Source organism: Sphingomonas sp. 179-A 2A2 NHS (genome assembly GCF_045371305.1).
GTDB lineage: Bacteria > Pseudomonadota > Alphaproteobacteria > Sphingomonadales > Sphingomonadaceae > Sphingomonas.
Genome location: NZ_JBIQDE010000004.1, coordinates 166692 through 187218 on the forward strand (window position 1 = coordinate 166692; position 20527 = coordinate 187218).

At 69.4% G+C, this 20527-nt stretch carries 19 protein-coding genes; 12 read left to right on the forward strand and 7 right to left on the reverse strand.

From position 1 onward, the window contains the following. Positions 1-21 precede the first annotated feature (21 nt). The 4 genes from ACH0AE_RS10205 to ACH0AE_RS10220 all read right to left on the reverse strand — a co-directional run bounded on the left by ACH0AE_RS10205 (position 22) and on the right by ACH0AE_RS10220 (position 4632). Positions 22-2430, reverse strand: coding sequence for a TonB-dependent receptor (locus tag ACH0AE_RS10205; RefSeq protein ID WP_294444388.1), 2409 nt, complete (start codon positions 2428-2430; stop codon positions 22-24). Then, positions 2414-3412 (reverse strand): FecR family protein, encoded by a 999-nt coding sequence (locus tag ACH0AE_RS10210; RefSeq protein ID WP_406875720.1) that lies wholly within the window; start codon positions 3410-3412, stop codon positions 2414-2416. The genes ACH0AE_RS10205 and ACH0AE_RS10210 overlap by 17 nt, the downstream gene beginning before the upstream one ends. Positions 3413-3445: 33 nt before the next feature. Beyond that, positions 3446-3982, reverse strand: a complete 537-nt coding sequence (locus ACH0AE_RS10215; RefSeq protein ID WP_294445177.1) for an RNA polymerase sigma factor — start codon at positions 3980-3982, stop codon at positions 3446-3448. A 74-nt stretch (positions 3983-4056) separates the two neighbouring features. Then, on the reverse strand, positions 4057-4632 hold the full coding sequence (locus ACH0AE_RS10220) for a M23 family metallopeptidase (protein WP_294445176.1): 576 nt from the start codon (positions 4630-4632) through the stop codon (positions 4057-4059). 116 nt (positions 4633-4748) lie between these two features. Between ACH0AE_RS10220 and ACH0AE_RS10225 the strand changes: the two genes are divergently transcribed. Genes ACH0AE_RS10225 through ACH0AE_RS10270 form a run of 10 tightly spaced genes read left to right on the forward strand, consistent with a single transcriptional unit; the run spans position 4749 to position 15732 of the window. Continuing rightward, the gene (locus tag ACH0AE_RS10225; RefSeq protein ID WP_294445175.1) at positions 4749-5555 is read left to right on the forward strand and encodes an aldolase/citrate lyase family protein; all 807 of its coding nucleotides are present in this window, start codon (positions 4749-4751) and stop codon (positions 5553-5555) included. A 3-nt stretch (positions 5556-5558) separates the two neighbouring features. Then, the gene (locus ACH0AE_RS10230; RefSeq protein ID WP_294445174.1) at positions 5559-6392 is read left to right on the forward strand and encodes an inositol monophosphatase family protein; all 834 of its coding nucleotides are present in this window, start codon (positions 5559-5561) and stop codon (positions 6390-6392) included. Then, entirely contained in the window at positions 6389-8251 is a 1863-nt protein-coding gene (locus tag ACH0AE_RS10235) for an SLBB domain-containing protein (RefSeq protein ID WP_406875721.1), read from the forward strand. Before ACH0AE_RS10230 ends, ACH0AE_RS10235 begins: the two co-directional genes overlap by 4 nt. Beyond that, positions 8251-9345, forward strand: coding sequence for a capsule biosynthesis protein (locus tag ACH0AE_RS10240; RefSeq protein ID WP_294443673.1), 1095 nt, complete (start codon positions 8251-8253; stop codon positions 9343-9345). Before ACH0AE_RS10235 ends, ACH0AE_RS10240 begins: the two co-directional genes overlap by 1 nt. After that, positions 9342-10262, forward strand: coding sequence for a glycosyltransferase family 2 protein (locus ACH0AE_RS10245; protein WP_294443672.1), 921 nt, complete (start codon positions 9342-9344; stop codon positions 10260-10262). The genes ACH0AE_RS10240 and ACH0AE_RS10245 overlap by 4 nt, the downstream gene beginning before the upstream one ends. Continuing rightward, the gene (locus ACH0AE_RS10250) at positions 10259-11545 is read left to right on the forward strand and encodes a hypothetical protein (RefSeq protein ID WP_294443671.1); all 1287 of its coding nucleotides are present in this window, start codon (positions 10259-10261) and stop codon (positions 11543-11545) included. Before ACH0AE_RS10245 ends, ACH0AE_RS10250 begins: the two co-directional genes overlap by 4 nt. Continuing rightward, positions 11545-12564 carry an NAD(P)-dependent oxidoreductase gene (locus ACH0AE_RS10255; protein ID WP_294443670.1) on the forward strand — a complete coding sequence of 340 codons (1020 nt, stop codon included), beginning with the start codon at positions 11545-11547 and terminating at the stop codon, positions 12562-12564. Before ACH0AE_RS10250 ends, ACH0AE_RS10255 begins: the two co-directional genes overlap by 1 nt. Then, positions 12552-14372 carry a thiamine pyrophosphate-binding protein gene (locus tag ACH0AE_RS10260; RefSeq protein WP_406875722.1) on the forward strand — a complete coding sequence of 607 codons (1821 nt, stop codon included), beginning with the start codon at positions 12552-12554 and terminating at the stop codon, positions 14370-14372. The genes ACH0AE_RS10255 and ACH0AE_RS10260 overlap by 13 nt, the downstream gene beginning before the upstream one ends. Further along, entirely contained in the window at positions 14369-14773 is a 405-nt protein-coding gene (locus ACH0AE_RS10265; protein WP_294443668.1) for a GtrA family protein, read from the forward strand. Before ACH0AE_RS10260 ends, ACH0AE_RS10265 begins: the two co-directional genes overlap by 4 nt. Continuing rightward, complete coding sequence (locus tag ACH0AE_RS10270; RefSeq protein WP_294443667.1) at positions 14770-15732, forward strand: class I SAM-dependent methyltransferase; 963 nt, start codon at positions 14770-14772, stop codon at positions 15730-15732. The genes ACH0AE_RS10265 and ACH0AE_RS10270 overlap by 4 nt, the downstream gene beginning before the upstream one ends. Here ACH0AE_RS10270 and rfbG read toward each other — a convergent pair. After that, on the reverse strand, positions 15687-16772 hold the full coding sequence (gene rfbG, locus ACH0AE_RS10275; protein WP_294443666.1) for a CDP-glucose 4,6-dehydratase: 1086 nt from the start codon (positions 16770-16772) through the stop codon (positions 15687-15689). The two genes, ACH0AE_RS10270 and rfbG, sit on opposite strands and share 46 nt — an antisense overlap. Beyond that, the gene (gene rfbF / locus ACH0AE_RS10280; protein WP_294443664.1) at positions 16769-17545 is read right to left on the reverse strand and encodes a glucose-1-phosphate cytidylyltransferase; all 777 of its coding nucleotides are present in this window, start codon (positions 17543-17545) and stop codon (positions 16769-16771) included. Before rfbF ends, rfbG begins: the two co-directional genes overlap by 4 nt. Before the next feature lie 56 nt (positions 17546-17601). Here rfbF and ACH0AE_RS10285 point away from each other — a divergent pair, with 56 nt between their 5' ends. Next, entirely contained in the window at positions 17602-19206 is a 1605-nt protein-coding gene (locus tag ACH0AE_RS10285; RefSeq protein WP_406875723.1) for an ArnT family glycosyltransferase, read from the forward strand. A 113-nt stretch (positions 19207-19319) separates the two neighbouring features. Here the strand turns inward: ACH0AE_RS10285 and ACH0AE_RS10290 are convergent, their stop codons facing one another. Further along, a complete protein-coding gene (locus ACH0AE_RS10290; RefSeq protein WP_294443662.1) occupies positions 19320-19595 on the reverse strand; it encodes a hypothetical protein in 276 nt (91 codons plus the stop codon). 432 nt (positions 19596-20027) lie between these two features. On the opposite strand from ACH0AE_RS10290, the gene ACH0AE_RS10295 reads away from it, so the two are divergent. Next, on the forward strand, positions 20028-20462 hold the full coding sequence (locus ACH0AE_RS10295; RefSeq protein ID WP_294443661.1) for a DoxX family protein: 435 nt from the start codon (positions 20028-20030) through the stop codon (positions 20460-20462). Positions 20463-20527: the final 65 nt, after the last annotated feature.

Here is a 20527-nt window from a genome sequence, read left to right on the forward strand (position 1 = left end):
GTCTGGAGGCGCGCGGAGCGATCAGAAGGCGAGATCGACGCCGATGCGGATGCTGCGCGGGCGCAGCGGGGTGATGTGATCCTGGTCGCGGATCAGGAACGGCGAGCCGAGCGCGAAGCGGTTGCCGCGCGAATCTAGCAGGTTCGTGGCGGTGAGCGTCAGCCCGCGGCGATCGTTGCCGATCCGCGCCTCCAGCCCGGTGTCGAAGTAATCGCCCTGTAGCCGGCCGAGGATCGTACCAATGCCGAGCGTCGACTGGCCGATGTACCGGGCATAGCCACTGAGATCGAGGCGGCTGCCGCCGGCGAGCGTGCTGGTATAGGTGAAGCCGAGGCGGCCGCTGCGGTGCGCTACATTCGGCAGGCGGCTTTCGTCGATCGCGCCGATGCTGACCGGCAGGATCGAGAAGGCGGGTTCGGTGATCCGGCTGTCATTGAGGTAGATCGCGCCGTCGAGCTCCAGCCCGGCGAGCGGGCGCCATCGCGCGGACAGGCCGACCGACCAGATGCGGCCATCGCCGATGTTTGCCGTCGTCGGGAAGCCGAATCCGTCGACGATATCGGCCTGGATGTTGCGCCAACTGGTGTGCGAGACGGTGACGCTGGCGTCTAGCGCGCGGCCGTCCCAGCGGCCGCCGACCTCGGTGGTCGAGACACGATCGCCGGCGAAGCGCTGGATGAAATCCTGCCGCACGGCGATGCCGCCGGGCCGGAACCCCTCCTGGTAACGGGCGAAGAGGCTGGCGCGCGGATCGGGGCGCCAGACGATCGCCGCGGAGGGAAGGAGGCGGGTTTCGGAGCGACTGTCACCCGCGCCGGGATCGACCCGCAGCGCAATCGCCTCGAGTACGTCGCGCGACTGGCCGCCGAGTCGCGAATGGGTGAGCCGGCCGCCCACCGTCACCGTCACTTGCGCCAGCGGCGAGACGGCATAGTCGCCGTAGAGCGTCGCCTCATCGACGTTGTTGCGCACGCCCGTCAGTGCCGAGCCTAACCAGGGGCCGCCCATGCGGCGCGAGACGCGGGCGCGATTGTGGAGCAGGCTGGCGCCGATCAGCCATCCCGCGCCGTTCGCGCCGCGGCGAGCGAGGCGAGTCTCGGCGGTGAGCAGGCCGATGCGATTGGTCTGCGTGTAGGTGGTCGGCTCCGCGCCTTCGAGCGGACCCTGCATCGGGCGCAGCGGATCGGGGAGCGTGGGGCCTTCATATTGTTCGAAGACGTGCTGGCCGGTGTAGCCGATCGAATTGGTCCATTCGACCGCGCCCAATGATTTGCGCACGACGAGATCGGTGAGCCAATATTCGTTGCGGAACGGCTGGGCGACGGTGCTGGCGCGGCTGAGACCGTCGGTGACGCGATCGGCATATTGGCTGTCGTCGCCGATGATCCGCTGGCCGAGCGCGGTGAGATCGATCGTCCAGTCGTTGGTCGGCGTGTAGCGCAAGGTGGCGCGGCCCCCGAGCGTGCCGACGCGATTCACGTCGCGCAGGCCACGCGCGCGATCATCGATATAGCCGCCCTCAATGTTGCCGAAGCCGAGCACGCGCAGGGCGAGCGTGTCGGCGACGAGGGGAAGGTTGACGATCGCGCCGCCGTCCGCGCCGGGCTTGCCGTGCTGTGTGGCGAGGACGCTGCCCCATAGTTGCGCGCTGCGATCGCCGGCGTCGGGCGCATTGGGCACGACGCGGACTACCCCGCCGAGCGAGCCGGCCCCGTAGAGCGTGCCTTGCGGGCCTTCCAGCACCTCGATGCTCTTCACGTCGTAGAGGCGAAGGCTCGGGTCCGGCGCGCTGTAGGTGATGCGGCTGTTGCCCCAATACTGGCCGACGGTGGCCTGCGTCGGGCCGACGAAGCTCGAATCCGCGATGCCGCGGATGAACAGCTTGTTGCGGCCGGGGCCGAGGTGAGTCGAGGTGACACTGGCGGCGCGGCTTTCGATGAGATCGGTGCCGCGCGCGGCCTGCGCCAGCGACAGAGTTTCACCAGCGATCACCTGCGCACCGCCGGGATAATCGGCGAGCGGCACGTCGCGCTTGGTGGCGGTGACGATGATGTCCGCGGGGGCTGGCTCGGCGGCGGGCGGGAGAGAAGGCTGGGGCCGGGGGGTGGGGCGCGGCGGAGGCGGGGGCGGGGCGCGTTCGACGATGAAGCTGGCGGTGGCGACGCGGCGGGCGATGGCGCCGGTGCCGGCGAACATCCGCTCGAGCGCCTGCGCCGGGGTGTAGCGCCCGCGCACCGCCTTGACGGGCAGCCGCGCGAGGGCGGGTTCGCGGATGCCGATGCTGATCCGGCCCTGGCGCGCGAGCAGGCGGGTCGCCTCCTGCGCGGGCGCCGCCGGGGTATCGATCTCGGTCGCACGTTCCTGCGCCGCGGCGGGAAGGGCCGCAGCGGTGCCGGCGATCGCAAGGGCGATGCTAGCGGCGCGCACCATCGCGCGGCGCCATCCGCCACCCCTGGCCGTCGCGGGTGACCGTCACTTCCGCCAGCGGACCGACCCGCGCCATCACGGCAGCCGGGCCGCCATCGAGCATGATCGTGCCGGTGAAGCGCTGGTCCGCCAGATCGGGGGCGACGGCGACCGGCGCACCGATGTTGCGGCCGAGCTGGCGCGCGACATCGCCGAGCGTGGCGTCGTTGAATTGGAGATATCCGGTGCGCCAGGCGCCGATCGAGGCGGTATCCACGGCGCGCTTCTCAGGGGCGGCGCTGGCTGAGGGGCGGACCAGCATCTCGCCGGCATCGAGCCGCATTTCGCCGCCGGGGCCGCGATAGACCACTGCGCCTTCGGCCACCGCGACGTCGAGCGCGCCGCTGTCCGCGACGACGTTGAACACGGTGCCGATGTCGGTCAGCCGGGTGCCGTCGGGCGTGATGACGATGAACGGGCGCGTATCGCTGTGGTGCACGGTGAACAGCGCCTCGCCGCTGGCAAGCTCCACCTGCCGGGGATTGTCCCGATCGATGGTGAGGCGGGTGCCGCCGTTCAAGATGATGTGCGAGCCGTCGGCCAGGTCGAGTTCGCGCCGCTCGCCGGGCTGCGTCGCATAGACCATCGTGTCGCTACGCTGGAAGGCGATCCAGCTGCCGCCGACCGCGGCGACCACCGCTGCGGCTGCCACCGCCGGCATGCGCCACGCGCCGGAGCGGCGGTGCGGCTGCGCGGGTGCGGCGGGGGACGCTGCCGGTGCGGGCGACCAGGCGGGCCTGGGCTTGGCGGCCGGCTCCGGCGGCGCGTCGAACAGCTCGTCCGCGGCGTCCATCTCGTCCAGCGCGGCCTCGTAGGCGGTATTGTGCGATGGGTGGGCCTCCAGCCACGTGGTGAAGCCGTCCCAATCGGCGAAGTCGGGCGCACGCAGGCGGATCGCCCAGAGGCGACCTTGCTCGCGCAGCGCGTCTTCGGACTTGCCGTTCATGCCCATCTCCCCATCGAGACGGAGCCGTGCCGCCTATTCCGCATCGAACTTCGCCTTCAGCCGGGCCAGCGCGCGATAGGCCTTCTGCAAATCCTTTTCGATCGAGCTGAGGCTGACGCCCATCTCGCGCGCGATCTCGTTCTGGCTGACGCCGTCGAGCCGGAAGCGGCGGAACACCTGGCTGACGCGCGGGCCCTGTTCGGCGAGCGCGGCATCGGCGGCGGCAAGCCGCTCGCGCGCGATCAGCGCCCGTTCGCCGACCGCCGGCTCTTCTGGCGAGACGCTGACTTCGTGCCAATCCTGCTGCCGCCGGGCGCGGCTGACCGCGCTGCGCCGGCGATCGCGCATCACGTTCTCGGCGGCGCGGAAGAGATACGATACCGGATCGGCGATCGGCTGCTGCGGCACGCCGACCAGCCGCTGCCAGAGATCCTGCAGCACATCCTCCGCCTCGTCACCGGCACCACGCGCGGCGAGGAACCGGAGCAGCCGGGGGCGCTCGTCCACCAGGACGCGGGCAAGGCCGCCAAGATCGGGATCCGGACTCATCGTGCGTGGGAAAGCACCCATCGGCGCCCTTGCCAAGACCCCCAGAGGTTTCGCTGGTGGCCCGTCGGGCCGCCGAGAGTGGTGGGCGAGCGCGCTCATCGACCCAGGATCGCCCGTGCTTCGCGCCCGCCGGGGAGGCGCGTTGGTGGCATAGTTGCGCCATCGCTCGCCTCGGCGAAGCGGGAGCGATGCCGCTGTTCGGGGGCGTCTGTTACGGGAGTCGTAGCGGTCGGGGCGGCGGCGCCGAAATGCGGCAGCGGATCAATCGGCGTGCCGGCGACGCGATATTCGAAATGGAGGTGGCTGCCGGTGGCGCGGCCGGTGCTGCCGATCTCGCCGATCGGCTGCCCCTGGCGCACCTCCTGATCGGGGCGCACGAGGATTCGCGACAGATGCGCATAGCGCGTCGTGCTGCGATCGGGATGTTCGAGCTCGACGAGCAACCCGTAGCTGCCGCGCCGGGCGGCGACGCGCACGACGCCGGTGGCGGCGGCGAGCACCGGCGTCCCGGCATGGGCGGCAAGATCGATCCCGCGATGCACCGCGCGTGCGCCGTGCAGCGGATCGATCCGGATGCCGAAGCCGGACGACAGCCGCGCCGGATTGGCGAGCAGCGCGCCGGGCAAGGCAAGGGCGAGGAGCGCCGGGGCGATCAGGGCGATCAGCTTCATGCCGGCGGGACGGAACCGCGGGCCCCGACCCGCAGCGCAAATTTCGTTGCGGGTCGACGCCGCCGACCGCGTCTTCCCCTTCGAAACCCCAGCAATAGCCACCGGGAGGGATGGACATGAACCGAACCGAAGCCGCCATGCTCGACATGCTGAAAAAGGGCCGCGACCATTATGGCGTGGTGGCCGTGAAGGCCGAGTTCGAGGCGGAAGGAACGCGGCCGGACGAGCTGCTGCGGCTGCTGGACCTGGCGCGCCGGGCCGACCTGAAGGTGGCGCTGAAGATCGGCGGTTGCGAGGCGATCTCCGACCTCCACGCCTCGCGCCTCTATGGCACCGACTACATCATCGCGCCGATGATCGAGACCCCGTACGCGCTCGCCAAGTTCGCCGATGCCCGCGACAAGGTGTATGGCGCGGGCGCGCACGATACCGACTTTCTCTTCAACCTGGAGACGGTGACTGCGCTCGAGGCGCTGGACGCGCTGCTGCCGCTGGCCGCCGAGCGGCTGGACGGTGTGGTGTTCGGCCGCGTCGATTTCACGCTTTCCCAGGGTCTGCCGCGCGGCGCGGTGAACGAGCGGGCGATCACCGATGCGGTGCTGCGCACGGCCGAGGCATGCCGGCAGCACGACATCGACCTCGTCGTCGGCGGATCGGTGTCTGGGGAAGCGGCGGCGCCGCTGCGCGAGATGCGGGCGATCCGCCTCGACCGGTTCGAGACGCGCAAGGTGGTGTTCGACGGCGCGGCGGCGGAAACGGCCGAGTTCGAGGCGGGCATCGCCCATGCTGTCGCCTTCGAACTCGCCTGGCTGGAGAACAAGCGCGACCATTATCGCGCGATTGCCGAAGAGGATGCCGCGCGGATCGCGATGATGGTGGAGCGCCGCGCGCGTGGCGCCAAGCCGCAGCTGGTGGCGGCCTGAGCCATGGGCCTGTCGCGAGAAGTTGCCGCGCTGATGCGGGGCGTCGCCCAGGAGGTAGTTCTGTCACGCTATCGCCTGCTGGGGGCCGCCGACATCGCCGAGAAGAGCCCGGGCGAGATCGTCACGGCGGTTGATCGCGAGGCGGAGCTTCGGCTGCGCGAGGGGCTGGTGCGGCTGGAAGGCGATGCGCGCATCGTCGGCGAGGAAGCCTGCGCCGATGATCCGCGCCTGCTGGACGGCATCGGCCGCGGCCTCGTCTGGCTGATCGATCCGCTGGACGGGACGGCGAATTTCGCGCGCGGCGAAGGCGCGTTCGGCATGATGATCGCGCTGGTTGCCGATGGCGAGCCGGTCGCATCCTGGATGCTGGATCCTTTATCCGGCCGGATGTGCCATGCCGAGCGCGGGCTTGGTGCGTGGATCGATGATCGGCCTGCTAGGATCGCGCCGCGTGACGAGCGGCGGCGGCCGGTGGCGGCGCTGGCGACCCAGTTCATGGCCGGCAGCGACCGGCTGCGTGTCGAGCGATCGGCAGCGCGGGTGTTCGCGCTGGAGCCAATCCCGCGCTGCGCGGCGGAAAGCTATCCGCGGCTCGTCACCGGGCGGAACCAGCTGGCGGTGTTCCAGCGCATCCTGCCGTGGGACCATGCCGCTGGCTTCCTGTTCCTGGCTGAGGCCGGCGGGCGCGCAACGCATTGGGATGGTGAGCCCTATCGCGTCGGATCCGGACGTGCCGGCCTGATCGCGGCTGCCAGCGAGGATGCGTGGCGGCGCGCGATGCATGTCCTGTCCGCCCCGCTTTCCGCGATCGATCGATACGAGCCGCTTGCCGCATGATGATCATCACTGCTGGTCGTCTGGCGGGCATGTCGCTCGTCCTGTGTGCTGCCCCGTTGGCGGCGCAACTTGCCTCGCCGATCGGCGGGGCGAGCCCGGCGGGTATGGGCGTGGGCGCTGCCCCCCGCGCCGCGCCCGGTGTCGCCGTGCCCCCGGCGACCCCCGCCACCTTTTCCCCGATGCGGATCGAGGCGCGCCCCGAGCCGGCTGAGCCCGAGCCGCATCCGGCGGCGCCGGCGGCACCCCAGTTGCCTGCCGCGCCAAGCGAGTTCGAGGCCTATGTCTCGAGCATCGCGGGCAAGCCGCTACGCCGCTTCGGCAGCGAACTGGTGACGCCGGGGGCGCGCGACTTCGCGTTGCCGGGCACGGCGGCGGTGCCGAGCGACTATCGCATCAATCCGGGTGACCAGCTGCGCCTCGACCTTTCGGGATCGGTCCAGGCATCGAACCTGTCGCTGACCGTGGACCGCGAGGGGCGGATCTTCGTGCCCGCGGTGGGCGCGGTGGTGGTGGGCGGCGCGCGCTATGGCGACCTGCACGGCGTGATCTCGCGCGCGGTGTCGCGGCAGTATCGCGGCTTCACGCTCGAGGTCGGCATGGGCCGGCTGCACGGCATCACCGTCTATGTCACCGGCTTCGCGCGTTCGCCGGGCGCCTACAACGTCAACAGCGTCGCGACGCTGGTGAACGCGGTGCTGGCGGCGGGCGGGCCTTCGGAAGGCGGCAGCTTCCGCTCGATCAGCCTGAAGCGCGGCGGGACGCTCGTCTCCGACTTCGATCTTTATGACCTGCTGCTGCGCGGCGACACATCCGGCGACGCGGTGCTGCGCAACGGCGACGTGATCCATATCGCGCCCGCCGGCGAGCAGGTGGCGGTGATGGGCAGCGTCAACCGCGAGGCGATCTTCGAGGTCGCGCCCGGCGAGACGATCGCGCAGGCGGTGGCCTATGCCGGCGGCGTCAGTACCGTGGCGGACGACACGCGGCTGATGGTGCTCGATACGCTCGGCAAGGCCGATGGCGGGTGGCGGCAGCTTTCCGCAGCGGAAGCGGCGGCGCGGGCGGTACGGCGCGGCGACGTGGTGCGCGTGCTGAGCGATGCGGGGCTGGCGCGGCCGATCGCGCAACAGCCGGTGCTGGTGACGCTGAGCGGCGAGGTCGCGCGGCCGGGCCGCTATTATGTGCCGCCGGGCACGCCGCTGTCCGAGGTCGTGACCAAGGCCGGCGGGCTGACGCCGCAGGCGTTTCCGTTCGCCAGCGTCATCACGCGCGAGTCCGTGAAGGCGCAGCAGCGCGAGAGCTTCGCGCGGGCGGTGGACGATGTGGAGCTTCTGCTCGGCACGCAGCCGCTGGTGTCGGCCAATCGTGCGCAGCTCGCCTCCGCGGCGAACCTGCAGCTGATCGACCAGGTGGTGGCGAAGATGCGCGAGCGCGAGCCGACCGGGCGGCTGGTGTTCGACGTACCGGTGACGGCGACGACGCTGCCGGCCGACCTCATCGTCGAGAATAACGACAGCGTGCACGTGCCGACGCGGCCGGCGACGATCGGCGTGTTCGGCGCGGTCGCGAGCCCGGCGTCCTTCGCTTACCGGCCGGGGCAGACGATCGGCGACGCGGTGCGCAGTTCGGGCGGAATCCAGTCGCTGGGCGACAGGAAGGAGATCTTTGTCGTGCGCGCCAACGGCATGGTGCTGGCACGCGGCAAGCGCACGCTGCGCGAGCCGGCGCTGCCGGGCGATCTCGTCTTCGTCCCGGTCGACGCCAATCGCGGCGAGTTCTGGGCGCGGCTGCGCGATATTACCGGCAGCCTGTTCGGCAGCGTGATCGGCGCGGCCACTATCGCGAATGCGGTGAACTGATGGCGCGGGTGATTGCATGGGTGCGCGATCCGCGCCGGCGGCTGCGCGTATATGGCGCGCTCGCCGCGGTGCTGGCGGTGCTGTGCCTGGTGCCGCAGCCGTATGAGGCGCGGGCGAAGCTGGTGCCGCAGGAGCCGGGGAGCCTTGGGCTGGGTTCGACGATGAACGCGCTTGGCGGGCAGCTGGGCGGCTTTGCCGCGCTGCTCGGCGGGGCGAAGCAGCCGATCGACCTGTACCTCACCATCGCGCGCGGGCGCGAGGTGGCGGATGCGGTGATCACGCGGCTGAAGCTGGCGGATCGTTATGGCTCGGCACGCAAGGCGCAGCTGGCGGTGGCGAAGAAGGTGGACGTCCATTCGCTGACCGGCGGCGTGATCGAGATCGAGACGCGCAGCCGCGATGCGGAGGAGGCGGAGGCGCTCACCCGCGCTTATGTCGCGGCCGTCACCGATCGGCTGAACGCGCTGAGCCGTGACCGGGTATTGCGCAAGCAGCAGGTGGTGCGGGCGCGCTTTCGCGGGGCGGGCGAGCGGGTGGTGAAGGCAGAGGCGGCGCTGCAGGCGTTCCGTCGCCGCAACCGGCTGGCCGAGCCCGAGGCGCAGCTTGGCGCCGAGCTGTCGTTGCGCGCGGGGTTGCAGGCACAATTGCAGGCGAAGCAGGTGGAACTGCAGACGCTGCGCCAGTTCCAGGGCGACGAGAACCCGCAGCTGCGCGCGGTGCAATCGGAAGTGGCGGCGCTGCGGGCGCAGATCGCGCGGACCGCCGATCCGGCCTCTGGCGCGGCGGGACCGAACGTGGCGGGCCTGTCCGAAGTGTCGGGCGCGTACCTCGACCTGTATCGTGACTATCGCTTCGCGCAGGCGCTGTACGAGGTCTACGCGCGATCATCCGAGGAGATCGCGGTCGAGGCGCTGGCGGCGGAGACCGCGTCCGACGCGCAGGTGATCGAGGCGCCGCGGCTGGATGCGGATCGCAAGTATAACGTGCCCGCGGTCGCGCTGCTGGTGATGGTGATCGCGCTAGCGCTGTTCACCGAAGTCTATGCGCCGGCGACGGGCATTCGCCTGCCGCTGATCGGGGAGTCGCGGCGGTGACCCGGCCCGAGCTTTCGATCGTCATCCCGTGTTTCAACGAGATCGAGAACGTGCGCGCGATCGTGGCGGCGGTGTCGCGCGAGGCGGTGTCGCACGTCGCGAGCCATGAGATCATCCTGATCGACAATTGTTCGACCGACGGGACGCGCGAGGCGATCGCGGAAATCTGCCGTGGCGACAGCCGGGTGCGGGCGATCTTCAACAACCGCAATTACGGCCAGATGCGCTCGCCGACCCACGGCATCTACCAGGCGCGAGGGCAGGCGGTGATCGGCATGTGCGCCGATTTCCAGGATCCCCCGGCGATGATCGGCGAGTTCGTCGCGCTGTGGCGCGCGGGCGCAAAGGTGGTGCTGGCGCAGCGGCGGAGTGAACGCGCCGGGATCGCGCTGACGGCGGTGCGGCGGCTTGGTTATGCGGTGCTGGCGCGCGTCGGCGATTATCCGGTGGTACCGGGGGCGACCGGCTTCGGCCTCTATGACCGGGCGGTGGTGGATACGCTGCGCACGTGGCGGGAGCCCGAGCCGTTTTTCCGCGGGATGGTGATCGAGAGCGGGTTTCCGGTCGCGCTGGTGCCGTTCGACCGGCCACCGCGGGCGGCTGGCGAGACCAAGAACGGGATCGCGAGCCTTGCCAGCTTCGCGCTGTCGGGCCTCGCCGGATCGGCCAAGTCGCTGCTTCGCCTGCCGATCATCCTGGCACTATGGGGCTATGGCGCCGCGTTGCTTGCCGCGATCGCCGGCGTGCTGGGGGGCGCGGGCGCGTTGCTGTGGCTGGCGCTGATCCTGGCGATGTTCGCGACGGTGCTGCTGTTCCTTGGCCTGATCGGGGATCAGGTGCGCCTGATCGGCGAGCGGACGCGCGGCGTGCCGCTGGTGATCGAGGAGGCGCGGCTCAACTTTCCCGACGCGGCATGAGCGCCGGGCGCGCCTTTCCCTGGGCCGAGTATGCGCTGATGCTGGCGGTGGCGGCGAGCGCTGGCGCGGCTGCGCTGTGGCTGGCGCGCACCGGCTACCTGCCGCAGCCGTTCGTGTTCGACACGAACGACACGTTCATGGACTGGTTCAACACCGCTTTCTGGGCGAACCGGCCCGGCGCCTATGACGTGTGGCGAAGCATCTATCCGCCGCTGTCGTTCGTGTTCCTGGACCTGACCACGCTGCCGGGCTGTTACCTGAGCTCACCGTTCCACGCGCGCGATTGCGACTGGCTGGCGCGGGCGACGATCCTGGCGTTCTACCTCGTCGATATCGTGCTGGTCGCGATCGCGTTTCGCCGGGCGGACGCGCGCACCGCGCTGCCGCGCACGATCGCCTTCGCGATCGGCCTGCCGTTGCTGTTCACGCTGGAGCGGGGCAATCTGATCCTCGTCGCCTTCGCCGCCTTCGTGCTGGCTTATGGCGGTATCACGCGCAGCCGGGCGGTGCGTGCGCTGTCGGTGGCGGCGACGATCAACTTCAAACCCTATCTGCTGCTGCCGGCGCTGGCGCAGGCGGTGCGGCGTGACTGGCGGCCGCTGGAACTGGCCGGCATCGCGACGGTGCTGCTGTACTGCGCGACGCTCGCCTGGGTAGGGGCAGGGACGCCCGGCGAACTGGTGTCGAACACCGCCACCTGGGTGAATTTCGTCGCCGGGCAGGTGTGGAACGAGGTGAATTACTCGACCAGCTATGCGCCGTTCCTGCTGATGCGCGAGAGCCAGTTGCCGCTCCTGACCTTCGTCTCCTCGCGGCTGGTGGAGGGAATCGAAGGCGTCGTGCCGATGGTGATCCGGGCGACGCAGGGACTGGCGCTGGTGACGCTGGCCGCGGCCTGGCTGCAGCCGCGCGCGCTGAGCGAAGCGCGGATCGCGGCGATCATGCTGGGCGCTTATCTCGTGACCCAGTCGCCGGGTGGGTACACGCAGGTTTTCCTGCTGTTCCTCGTCCTGCTGGAGCCATGGCGGGGCGGGGCAATCCCGGCGATCGCCGCGGCATATCTGCTGTGCCTCGTCGGCGACTGGCCGCTGGCAACGGTGCTGGAACTCAACACGACGAGCTGGCTGACCGGCCGGCCGGTAAACCCCAGTTTCGGGCTGACGCTTGGCCATTTCGCGCGGCCCGGCCTGGTGGTGCTGATCGTCTGGGCGCTGTCGCTCGATTCCCTCCTTCATGTCGCGCGGGCGCATCGCAGCGCGCGGCCGGTGCTTGGCCTTGCATGATGATTCCGGAAACTGATCTTGCGGCGATCGATGCCGCGCTGGCGCCTTACTGGGCGGCGCTGGACGGCGCGCGGCTGTTCGTGACGGGCGGCACCGGCTTCATCGGGCGGTGGATGCTGGAGGCGCTGGCGCGGGCGCCGATCACCGTATTCGCCACGGTGCTGACGCGCGATCCTGCGGGTTATGCCGCGCGGGCGCCGCACCTGGCAGCGCGCTTTCCCGGCGTGAAGGGCGACATATTACAGTTCGAGCCGCCGGTGGGACCCTTCACCCATGTGATCCATGGTGCGACCGATGCGAGCGCGGCGCTGACCGCGAACGATCCGCGGCGCATGTTCGACACGATCCTGGCGGGGACCAGCGCCGCGGCGGAGGTGGCGCGGCGCGATGGCGCACGCTTTCTGCTGATGAGTTCCGGCGCGGTCTATGGCGTGCAGCCGCCCGTGCTGACGCACGTCGACGAGAGCTGGACCGGCGGACCGGACGTGCGCGACCCGCGATCCTCCTATGGCGAGGGGAAGCGGGCGGCTGAGACGCTGACGACGATCTATCACCGTCAGCTGGGGATCGAGACGGTTAGCGCGCGGATTTTCGCGCTGCTTGGCCCCGGCCTGTCGCTCGACACGCATTTCGCGGCGGGCAATTTCATCCGCGATGCGATCGCCGGGCGGCGGATCGTGGTGGAGGGCAGTGGGGAAGCGGTGCGATCGTACCTCTACGCCGCGGACCTTGCGGTGTGGATGTGGCGGCTGGTGATCAGCGCCGCGCCTGGCAGCACATACAATGTCGGATCGGAAGAAGCGGTGTCGATCGCGCAGCTCGCGCGGCGGACGGCGGCGGTACTGGGCGCGCCCGGCGTCGACGTGCTCGGTCGGCCTGACCCGGGTTGGAACCCCGGCCGCTACGTTCCCTCGACCGCCGCGATCCGCCGCGATCTCGGCCTCACCACCACCGTCACTCTCGACGACGCGATCCGGCGCACTGCCGCCGCCAATGGATGGACATCATGCTCCAAATGAAGCTTTCCGCCTGGCTTGCCGACTGGCTGGCCGATCATGGCATCGCCCATGTCTTCATGCTGACGGGCGGCGGTGCGATGCATCTCAACCATTCGCTCGGCACGCATCCGCGGCTGAGGACGACCTTCACCCACCACGAGCAGGCGCTGGCGATCGCCGGCGAGGCCTATGCCCGGCTGACCAACCGGCCGGCGGTGGTGAACGTCACCTCCGGCCCCGGCGGCACGAATGCGATCACTGGCGTGTACGGCGCCTATGTCGATTCGATCCCGATGCTGGTGCTGTCCGGCCAGGTGAAGCGCGAGACGACGGTGCGCTCGACCGGGCTGCCGCTGCGCCAGCTGGGCGACCAGGAGCTCGATATTGAGGAGCTGGTGCGGCCGATCACCAAATATGCGATGATGGTCGAGGATCCGGCGACGATCCGCTACCATCTGGAGAAGGCGCTGCATCTGGCGACGACCGGCCGGCCGGGACCGGTGTGGGTCGACATTCCGCTCGATGTGCAGGCGGCGATGATCGATCCCGACGCGCTGGCTGGCTTCGATGCAGGCGAACTGGATGAGCCGTGGCGGGAAACGGATTGCACGGCCGCCGCGCGCGCAATCCTTGACCGGGTTGCAGTGGCGGAGCGGCCGGTTGTGCTGGTCGGCAGCGGGGTGCGACTGAGCGGAGCGCATGACGAGTTCATTCGCCTGATCGAGAAGCTGGGCGTGCCGGTCGTCACCGCGTGGAACGCGCACGACGCCCTGTGGGACGATCACCCGCTTCACGCCGGGCGGCCGGGGACGGTCGGCGATCGCGGCGGCAACATGGTGACGCAGAGCGCGGACCTGCTGCTGGTGCTCGGCAGCCGACTGAACATCCGTCAGGTGAGCTACAACTGGCAGAGTTTCGCGCGGGCGGCGTACAAGATCTGGGTCGACGTGGACCCGGTGGAGCTGCGCAAGCCGACCGTGAAGCCGGACATGCCGGTGGTGGCAGATCTGGCGGAGCTGCTGCCCGCCCTGTGCGCGGCGGACTATGCCGGGCCGAGCGCGGCGCATCGAGAATGGCTGAACTGGGCCAAGGAGCGGGTGCGCGCTTTCCCGGCGGTGCTGCCAGAATATCGCGATCACGGCCCGGCGAACCATCCCTATGTAGCGATGGAGGCGCTGTTCGAGGCGCTGGCGCCCGATGACGTGGTCGTCACCGGCAATGGATCGGCGTGTGTCGTCAGCTTCCAGGCGGGGCGGATGCAGCGCGGGCAGCGGCTGTGGACCAATTCGGGCTGCGCGACGATGGGCTATGACTTGCCGGCGGCGATCGGCGTGTGGGCGGCGACCGGCGGCAAGCAGCGCGTGATCTGCATCGCGGGCGACGGCAGCATCATGATGAACCTGCAGGAGATGCAGACCATCGCCGGCTACGGCATGCCGGTGAAGGTCTTCCTGATCAACAATTCGGGCTATGTCTCGATCTTCCAGACGCACCGCAACTTCTTCAACGGCGTGGAGGTTGGCGGCGGGCCGAAGAGCAACGTCACCTTCCCGAGCTTCAAGCGGATCGCGGATGCCTTCGGCTTCGCTTATGCGCGCGCCGAGGGGCACAATGATCTGCCCGCCGCGATCGCGGCGACGCTGGACGCGCCCGAGCCGGCCCTGTGCGAGATCATCGTCGACGAGCATGTCGCCTTCGCGCCCAAGCTGAGCGCGAAGGTGCATCCCGATGGGCGTATCACCTCGCCGCCGCTGGAGGATCTGTCGCCCTTCCTGCCGCGCGAGGTACTGGCGGCGAATATGGCAATCCCGCTCGAGGAAGAGGCATGACCGTGGCGGCCTTGCCCGGCGGCCGGCCGCTGCGTTTCCTGGTGGCAGGGGCGGCGAACACGGCGTTCGGCCTCGCCATCTATCCAGCGCTGCTGTGGAGCGTGCCGGCGTTCGCGATGCATTACATGATCGCGCTTGGCGTGGCGCAGGTGGTGAGCCTGTGCTTCGCCTTCGCCACGTACAAGCTGGGCGTGTTCCGCACGCGCGGCAATATCGCGCGCGAGTTCGGCGCGTTCTCGGGCTTTTACCTGTTCAACTATGCCGCGAACTGGGCGGCGCTGCCGCTGCTGGTGGAGCTTGCCGGCATCCCGCCGGTGATTGCGCAGCTTGGCTTTGCGATCGTGCTGATCGCGACCAGCTGGTTCTGGCACAGCCGCGTGACGTTTCGGGGCGAGCAATGAAACCTTCGTTGACGCTGCCGGCGCTGCGCGAGCGCGCCTGCCCGTCGTGCGGAAGCCGGGATGCTGCGCCTGAGGTGACGAGCGGGGGCGAGGTGGAGCGGCAGACGCTCGACGCGCTGCGGCCCTATTGGTTCGGGATCGACAAGGAGCGGCGCTTCTTCCCCTATCATCGCTGCCTTGAGTGCGGACTGCTGTACAACCGCATCTTCTTCGACGAAGCGCAACTGTCCGAGCTTTATGGCGCGATGCCGCCGAACATGGATCTGGTGCCGGACGAGGCGATCGTCGCCACGCAGCGCGGCTATTTCGCGGAAGCGGTGGCACGGGTGGAGCTGGGCGGCGATTACCTCGAGATCGGGCCGGACGTCGGCCATATCGTGCAGGCGGCGCGCGAGACGAGGCGGTTCGGGCGGTTCTGGCTGTTCGAGCCGAACCGGGCAGTCCACGGCCGGCTGCGCGCCGCCGCGCCAGGCGCGACGATCCTGCTCGGGATGGACGATCTGTCCCCGGTGCCGAGCGGGAGTGTGGGCCTTGCGGTGATGGTTCATGTGCTGGATCACCTGCTCGACCCTATCGCGCTGCTGGCGGAGATCAGGCGCACGCTGCATCCGGCAGGGACGCTGATGATCGTGACGCATGACGAAAGCTCGCTGCTGCGGCGGCTGCTTGGGCCGCGCTGGCCTGCGTTCTGCCTGCAGCATCCCGAGCTCTACAATCCGGGAACGATCCGCAACCTGCTGGCGCGCGCCGGACTGGAGACGGTGACGGTGATGCGCAGCGCGAACCACTTCCCGGTTGATTTCCTGGCGCGGCAGGCGGCGCAGGCAGCGGGCGTGCGGCTGGGTCGGCTGCCGTTGCCGAAGCGCGCGGTGAAGCTGCGCCTCGGCAACATGCTGACGCTAGCGCACGCGGATCAGGCGGCGGCTGCGTTCCGGGTGCCGGCGGAAAGCGCCGCGTAATGGGCGATCTGATCGAGCGTGACGCGCCGCGCATCCTCGCCGGCGCCGACCGCCTTGTGCCATTCGACGATCCAGCCGATCGCCTGCCCGAGATCGAGCGCCGGACGCCAGCCGAGGGCGGCGCGGGCGCGGGCGGAATCGAGGCGGAGCAGCCCGGCTTCGTGCGGGCGGGGACCGGCGTCGAGCGTCGGCGGGGCCGCGCCGTCGCGCCAGCCGGCACGCATGCGATCGACGATCCAGCGTACCGGGCGAGCATCCTCGTCCGCGGGACCGAAGTTCCAGGCGTCGGCGAAGCGCCGCTCGCCCGCCATCAGCCGTTCGGCGATCATGATGTAACCGCCCAGCGCCTCCAGCACATGCTGCCATGGGCGAATTGCGTCTGGCGCGCGGATCAGCGGCGCAACGCCCGCCTCGAAGGCGCGAACCAGATCGGGGACGAGCCGGTCGGCTGCCCAGTCACCGCCGCCGATGACGTTGCCGGCGCGGACGGAGGCGAGGAGCGGGGCGTCGGCGCTGCCGAAATAGGAGCGGCGCCACGCGGCGACGACGAGTTCGGCGCAGCCCTTCGAGCTGCTGTAAGGATCATGCCCGCCCATCGGATCGCTTTCGCGGTACGGCCAGTCCCATTCCCGGTTCTCGTAGCATTTGTCGCTGGTGACGCAGACGATCGCTTTCACGCCGCCGGTGAGCCGCGCCGCCTCCAGCAGGTGGACGGTGCCCATGACGTTGGCGGCATAGGTTTCGATCGGCTGTTCGTACGACAGGCGGACGAGCGGCTGGGCGGCGAGATGGAAGATCACGTCCGGGCGGGAGCGTTCCACCGTGCTGCGCAGGGCGGTGAAATCGCGAACATCGCCTTCGACATGATCGACGAGGTCAGCGAGCCGTGCAGCCTCGAAGAGACTGGGATCGGTGGGCGGGGGCAGGGCGAAGCCGGTGACCTTCGCGCCCATGGCATGAAGCCACAGCGCCAGCCAGCTGCCCTTGAAGCCGGTGTGGCCGGTGACCAGCACGCGGCGGCCCTGCCAAGAGGGGTTCACCAGCGCTTCCACGGCGCGTCTCCCGTCTGCCAGAGGGTGTCGAGGTGAACCTTGTCTCGCAGGGTATCCATCGGGTGCCAGAAGCCGTCGTGACGGTATCCCATCAGCTCGCCCGCGGCAGCGAGCGCCTCCAGCGGGCCGGCTTCCCAGATCGTGTCCGGGCCGTCGATGAGATCGAGCACGCTGGGATCGGCGACGAAGAAGCCGCCGTTGATCTGCCCGCCGTCACCGGCCGGCTTTTCGCGGAACGCGGCGACGCGGTCGCCGTCGAATTCCAGCGAGCCGAAGCGGCCGGGCGGGGTGACGGAAGTGATCGTCGCGCGGCGCCCGTGCGCCTTGTGGAACGCCACGAGCTGCGCGACGTCGATGTCCGCGACGCCATCGCCATAGGTGAAGCAGAACGGCTCGTCGGGATCGAGATAGGGGCGGATCGCGGCGAGGCGCCCGCCGGTCATCGTCGTCGCGCCGGTTTCGACGAGGGTGATACGCCACGGTTCGCTGCGGGCATGATGCACTTCCATGCCGTTGCTGCCGCGCCGCAGGTCGATTGTGACGTCCGCGGTGTGGAGGAAGTAGTTCGCGAAATACTCCTTGATCAGATAGCCCTTGTAGCCAAGGCAGATCACGAAATCGTCGAAGCCCGACGCGGCGTAGATCTTCATGATGTGCCAAAGGATCGGCATGCCGCCGATCTCGACCATCGGCTTTGGCCTGACGGCGGTTTCCTCGCCAAGCCGGCTGCCGAGACCGCCGGCCAGTATCACGGTACGCATGGGTCCTCCCGCAGATGATAGTCGCACGGAAGACGGAAACGGCGGGCCCGGCCCGCATGCCGACGAGCCGCGCCGAGCATGCGGCGATCGCGCTGATCCTGCTGTTCGCCGCAGGCATGCGGCTGTGGCACATCGATTTCGGCCTGCCGGCGCTGAACGATCCGGACGAGCCGGTGTTCATCATGACTGTGCTGGACATGCTGCGCGAGGGGCGGCTGAACCCCGGCTGGTTCGGGCATCCGGCGACATTGCTGTTCTACCTGCTGGCGCTGGTGATCGTCGGCGTGGCGGGCACGGGGCTGATGCTTGGCCGATGGGCAAGCACCGACGCCTTCGTGGCGGCGGTGTTCGCGGATCCGGCGACGATCGTGCTGCCGATGCGGGTGATGATCGCGGGCTTCGGCGTGGCCAGCGTTGCGATGACGTGGCGGATCGGGCGGCGGATCGCGGGGCCGGCGGCCGGGCTGGTCGCCGCGCTGCTTCTCTCGATCAACGCGCTCCACGTCGAACTGTCGCAGGTGATCCGTACCGACATGCTGGTGACGCTGCTGATGGGATGGTGCCTGCTGGCGGCATTGGCGATCCTGGAGCGTGGCCGGGTGCGGGATCATGTGATCGCCGGGATCGCGGCGGGGCTGGCCTGTGCGACGAAATGGCCGGCATTCCTGATCCTCGCCGCGCCAGCGCTGGCTTCGTTCGGCCATCGTGGCGGCGGGCGTGACCGACGGCTGGCGCTGCTTGCGCCGGCAGTTGCGGTTGTGACGCTGATCATCGTCTCCCCCTATCTGCTGCTCGACTGGCAGACGGTGGTCCATGACCTGCGCGGTGAGGCGCGGCCGCTGCACCTTGGCGCGACCGGGCACGGCCTGATCGGTAATCTGTGGTGGTACGTCAGCCATCCGCTGTACCAGACGTTCGGTGGGGCCGGGCTGGGGCTCATCGCGATCGGAGCAGCCGCGCTGGCGCGCGGGCGGGCGGGGCGGCTGGTGATATTGCCGACCTTTGCCGTCATCCTCTTGGCCCTTGCGGCGCAGCCGCTGGTGTGGGCGCGGTGGATCGTGCCGTTGCTGCCGCTCGCGGCGATCATGGCGGCCGCTGGACTGTGCCGGATGATGGACCTGGTGCCGAAGGGATGGGGCCAGTTGGCGGTTGGCGGTGTGATCCTGGCGACGGTGTCGGCAGGAATGACAAGCACGACCTACGCGCGGCAGCGGGCGCGGAGCGATGATCCGCGCCAGGCCGCATCCGCCTGGGTGAACCGCCATGTGCCGGCGACGCAATCGATCCTGGTGGAGCATGCCGCCTTCGATCTGCTCAGACGACCCGGCGTGATGCTGTTTCCGCTGGGGAGCGCCGGCTGTGTCGATGTGCGGACAGCGCTGGCCGGGGCGCCGAGCCATCGGCGGATCAACAAGCTGCGGGAGCGGCGCGCGATCGTGGACCTCGGCCATCTGGATGAGGCGGCGCTGACGAGGTGCCGTGCCGACGTGCTGATCCTGAGCAATTATGCGCGGTATCGGGCGGAAGCGGCGCGGTTTCCGCGGGAGGTGGCCAATTACCGGCGACTGGTGGCCGGATATACGGCGCGCGCGAAATTCGGGCGCGCTGGCGAAGAGGGTGAACGACAGGTGGAGGTCTTCATGCGCGATGCGGCGCAATAGGCGCCCGGCAGCGTTAGTCGCAGCCCTGGCCGCCGGACGCGGTGGTGGACAGGGCCGATCAGCGCCTGTTCCACCGCGTCGCGGCGACCGGGTTGGGTCCGGGCCGCGCCAACTCAGCTGACCATGTAATATGAGGTGCGGCTGAAGTGGCTGCCCGGGTTGTACAGCAAGTGCCGGTGCGTCATCGCCAAGAGGCAGTCGTCCGTGCAGCCGCCGGCGATCTCCGGAAACATGGAAGTCTGCGCTTCCGTTGGCGGTGTCACGACGAAGAGAATGGCGAAGGTCATGGTCAGGGCCGCGATCGAACTGATGATGCGGGATTGGACGCGCGGGTAAACCGACGCGATCTTCTTCTGCGGCAGTGCCGGACTGTTGTGGACGAGCTTCATGGGGTGTCCCTCCTTATTGGACGGCGGCCATCTAGGAAGCGAAGGTCACAAGTCAGTGGCGCAAGCGCGGTGCTGCGTTAGGCCTGTAACCGAGGGGCGCGCAGCCGACCGGCTGCGCGCGACGACGGGCAGTGGATTGCAGCAGTAGCGCGGCGCGGTGCGGCGGTAATCGACCCGTCTCCAGCGCGTCGCAGTGAATGCGGCATGACGCATCAGGAAGACCAGCATTGCGGCACTAGCCGGACCTCACTCTGGTCGGCGCTGCTCGACAGTTTTGCCCTTTGTGCCTGCGCAACGCACCCGACCGCAGAGTCCGTCGGCTTCATGATGCGTGTTCACGCGCGGCGCATGGAACGGCGCCGCGGTCACTCGCCTGGCCCTGTTGCAGCGCGCCGCGCGCCCGCGGGGCTGGCCCACTGTTGGAGATTTTCCATGAACGCTTCGATCAAACGCCTGCTGTGCCGCCCGTCCGCGACCATGGTCGCGCGGATTGCCGTAACCTTTCCATTCTGGAGCAGCGGCTTTTCCAAGCTGCTCGCCTTTGATGCGGGTGCGGCCGAGATGGCGGCGTATGGGCTGGAGCCGGCCGCCGTGTTCAACGCCGCGACGGTGATCGTGCAGCTGGGCGCATCCGCGCTGATCGTGCTTGGCCGCTTCGCCTGGCTGGGAGCAGCGATCCTCACGGTTTTCACCGCGCTGACGATCGTCCTCGTGCACCGCTTCTGGGCGATTACCGACGAGCCTTTCCGGACGATCGCGCTGCACGTGTCGATGGAGCATGTCGGCATCATCGGGGGGCTGATCGGAGTCGCCGCGCTGGCGGCGGTGCAGGAGCGCGATGGGCGCCCTGTGCCGCGCACAGCGTGAGCGGGCTTTATTTCATCTGTAACGCGGCGTCCCTGAACGTCCCTAGGCTCAGGAAATCGACCTGA

What these genes read in the sequence shown, in the direction of transcription:
- ACH0AE_RS10205 (WP_294444388.1), bottom strand. Translation starts at nt 2,430, where the DNA reads ATGGTGCGCGCCGCTAGCATCGCCCTTGCGATCGCCGGCACCGCTGCG.
- ACH0AE_RS10210 (WP_406875720.1), bottom strand. Translation starts at nt 3,412, where the DNA reads ATGAACGGCAAGTCCGAAGACGCGCTGCGCGAGCAAGGTCGCCTCTGG.
- ACH0AE_RS10215 (WP_294445177.1), bottom strand. Translation starts at nt 3,982, where the DNA reads ATGGGTGCTTTCCCACGCACGATGAGTCCGGATCCCGATCTTGGCGGC.
- ACH0AE_RS10220 (WP_294445176.1), bottom strand. Translation starts at nt 4,632, where the DNA reads ATGAAGCTGATCGCCCTGATCGCCCCGGCGCTCCTCGCCCTTGCCTTG.
- ACH0AE_RS10225 (WP_294445175.1), top strand. Translation starts at nt 4,749, where the DNA reads ATGAACCGAACCGAAGCCGCCATGCTCGACATGCTGAAAAAGGGCCGC.
- ACH0AE_RS10230 (WP_294445174.1), top strand. Translation starts at nt 5,559, where the DNA reads ATGGGCCTGTCGCGAGAAGTTGCCGCGCTGATGCGGGGCGTCGCCCAG.
- ACH0AE_RS10235 (WP_406875721.1), top strand. Translation starts at nt 6,389, where the DNA reads ATGATGATCATCACTGCTGGTCGTCTGGCGGGCATGTCGCTCGTCCTG.
- ACH0AE_RS10240 (WP_294443673.1), top strand. Translation starts at nt 8,251, where the DNA reads ATGGCGCGGGTGATTGCATGGGTGCGCGATCCGCGCCGGCGGCTGCGC.
- ACH0AE_RS10250 (WP_294443671.1), top strand. Translation starts at nt 10,259, where the DNA reads ATGAGCGCCGGGCGCGCCTTTCCCTGGGCCGAGTATGCGCTGATGCTG.
- ACH0AE_RS10255 (WP_294443670.1), top strand. Translation starts at nt 11,545, where the DNA reads ATGATTCCGGAAACTGATCTTGCGGCGATCGATGCCGCGCTGGCGCCT.
- ACH0AE_RS10260 (WP_406875722.1), top strand. Translation starts at nt 12,552, where the DNA reads ATGCTCCAAATGAAGCTTTCCGCCTGGCTTGCCGACTGGCTGGCCGAT.
- ACH0AE_RS10265 (WP_294443668.1), top strand. Translation starts at nt 14,369, where the DNA reads ATGACCGTGGCGGCCTTGCCCGGCGGCCGGCCGCTGCGTTTCCTGGTG.
- ACH0AE_RS10270 (WP_294443667.1), top strand. Translation starts at nt 14,770, where the DNA reads ATGAAACCTTCGTTGACGCTGCCGGCGCTGCGCGAGCGCGCCTGCCCG.
- rfbF (WP_294443664.1), bottom strand. Translation starts at nt 17,545, where the DNA reads ATGCGTACCGTGATACTGGCCGGCGGTCTCGGCAGCCGGCTTGGCGAG.
- ACH0AE_RS10285 (WP_406875723.1), top strand. Translation starts at nt 17,602, where the DNA reads ATGCCGACGAGCCGCGCCGAGCATGCGGCGATCGCGCTGATCCTGCTG.
- ACH0AE_RS10290 (WP_294443662.1), bottom strand. Translation starts at nt 19,595, where the DNA reads ATGAAGCTCGTCCACAACAGTCCGGCACTGCCGCAGAAGAAGATCGCG.
- ACH0AE_RS10295 (WP_294443661.1), top strand. Translation starts at nt 20,028, where the DNA reads ATGAACGCTTCGATCAAACGCCTGCTGTGCCGCCCGTCCGCGACCATG.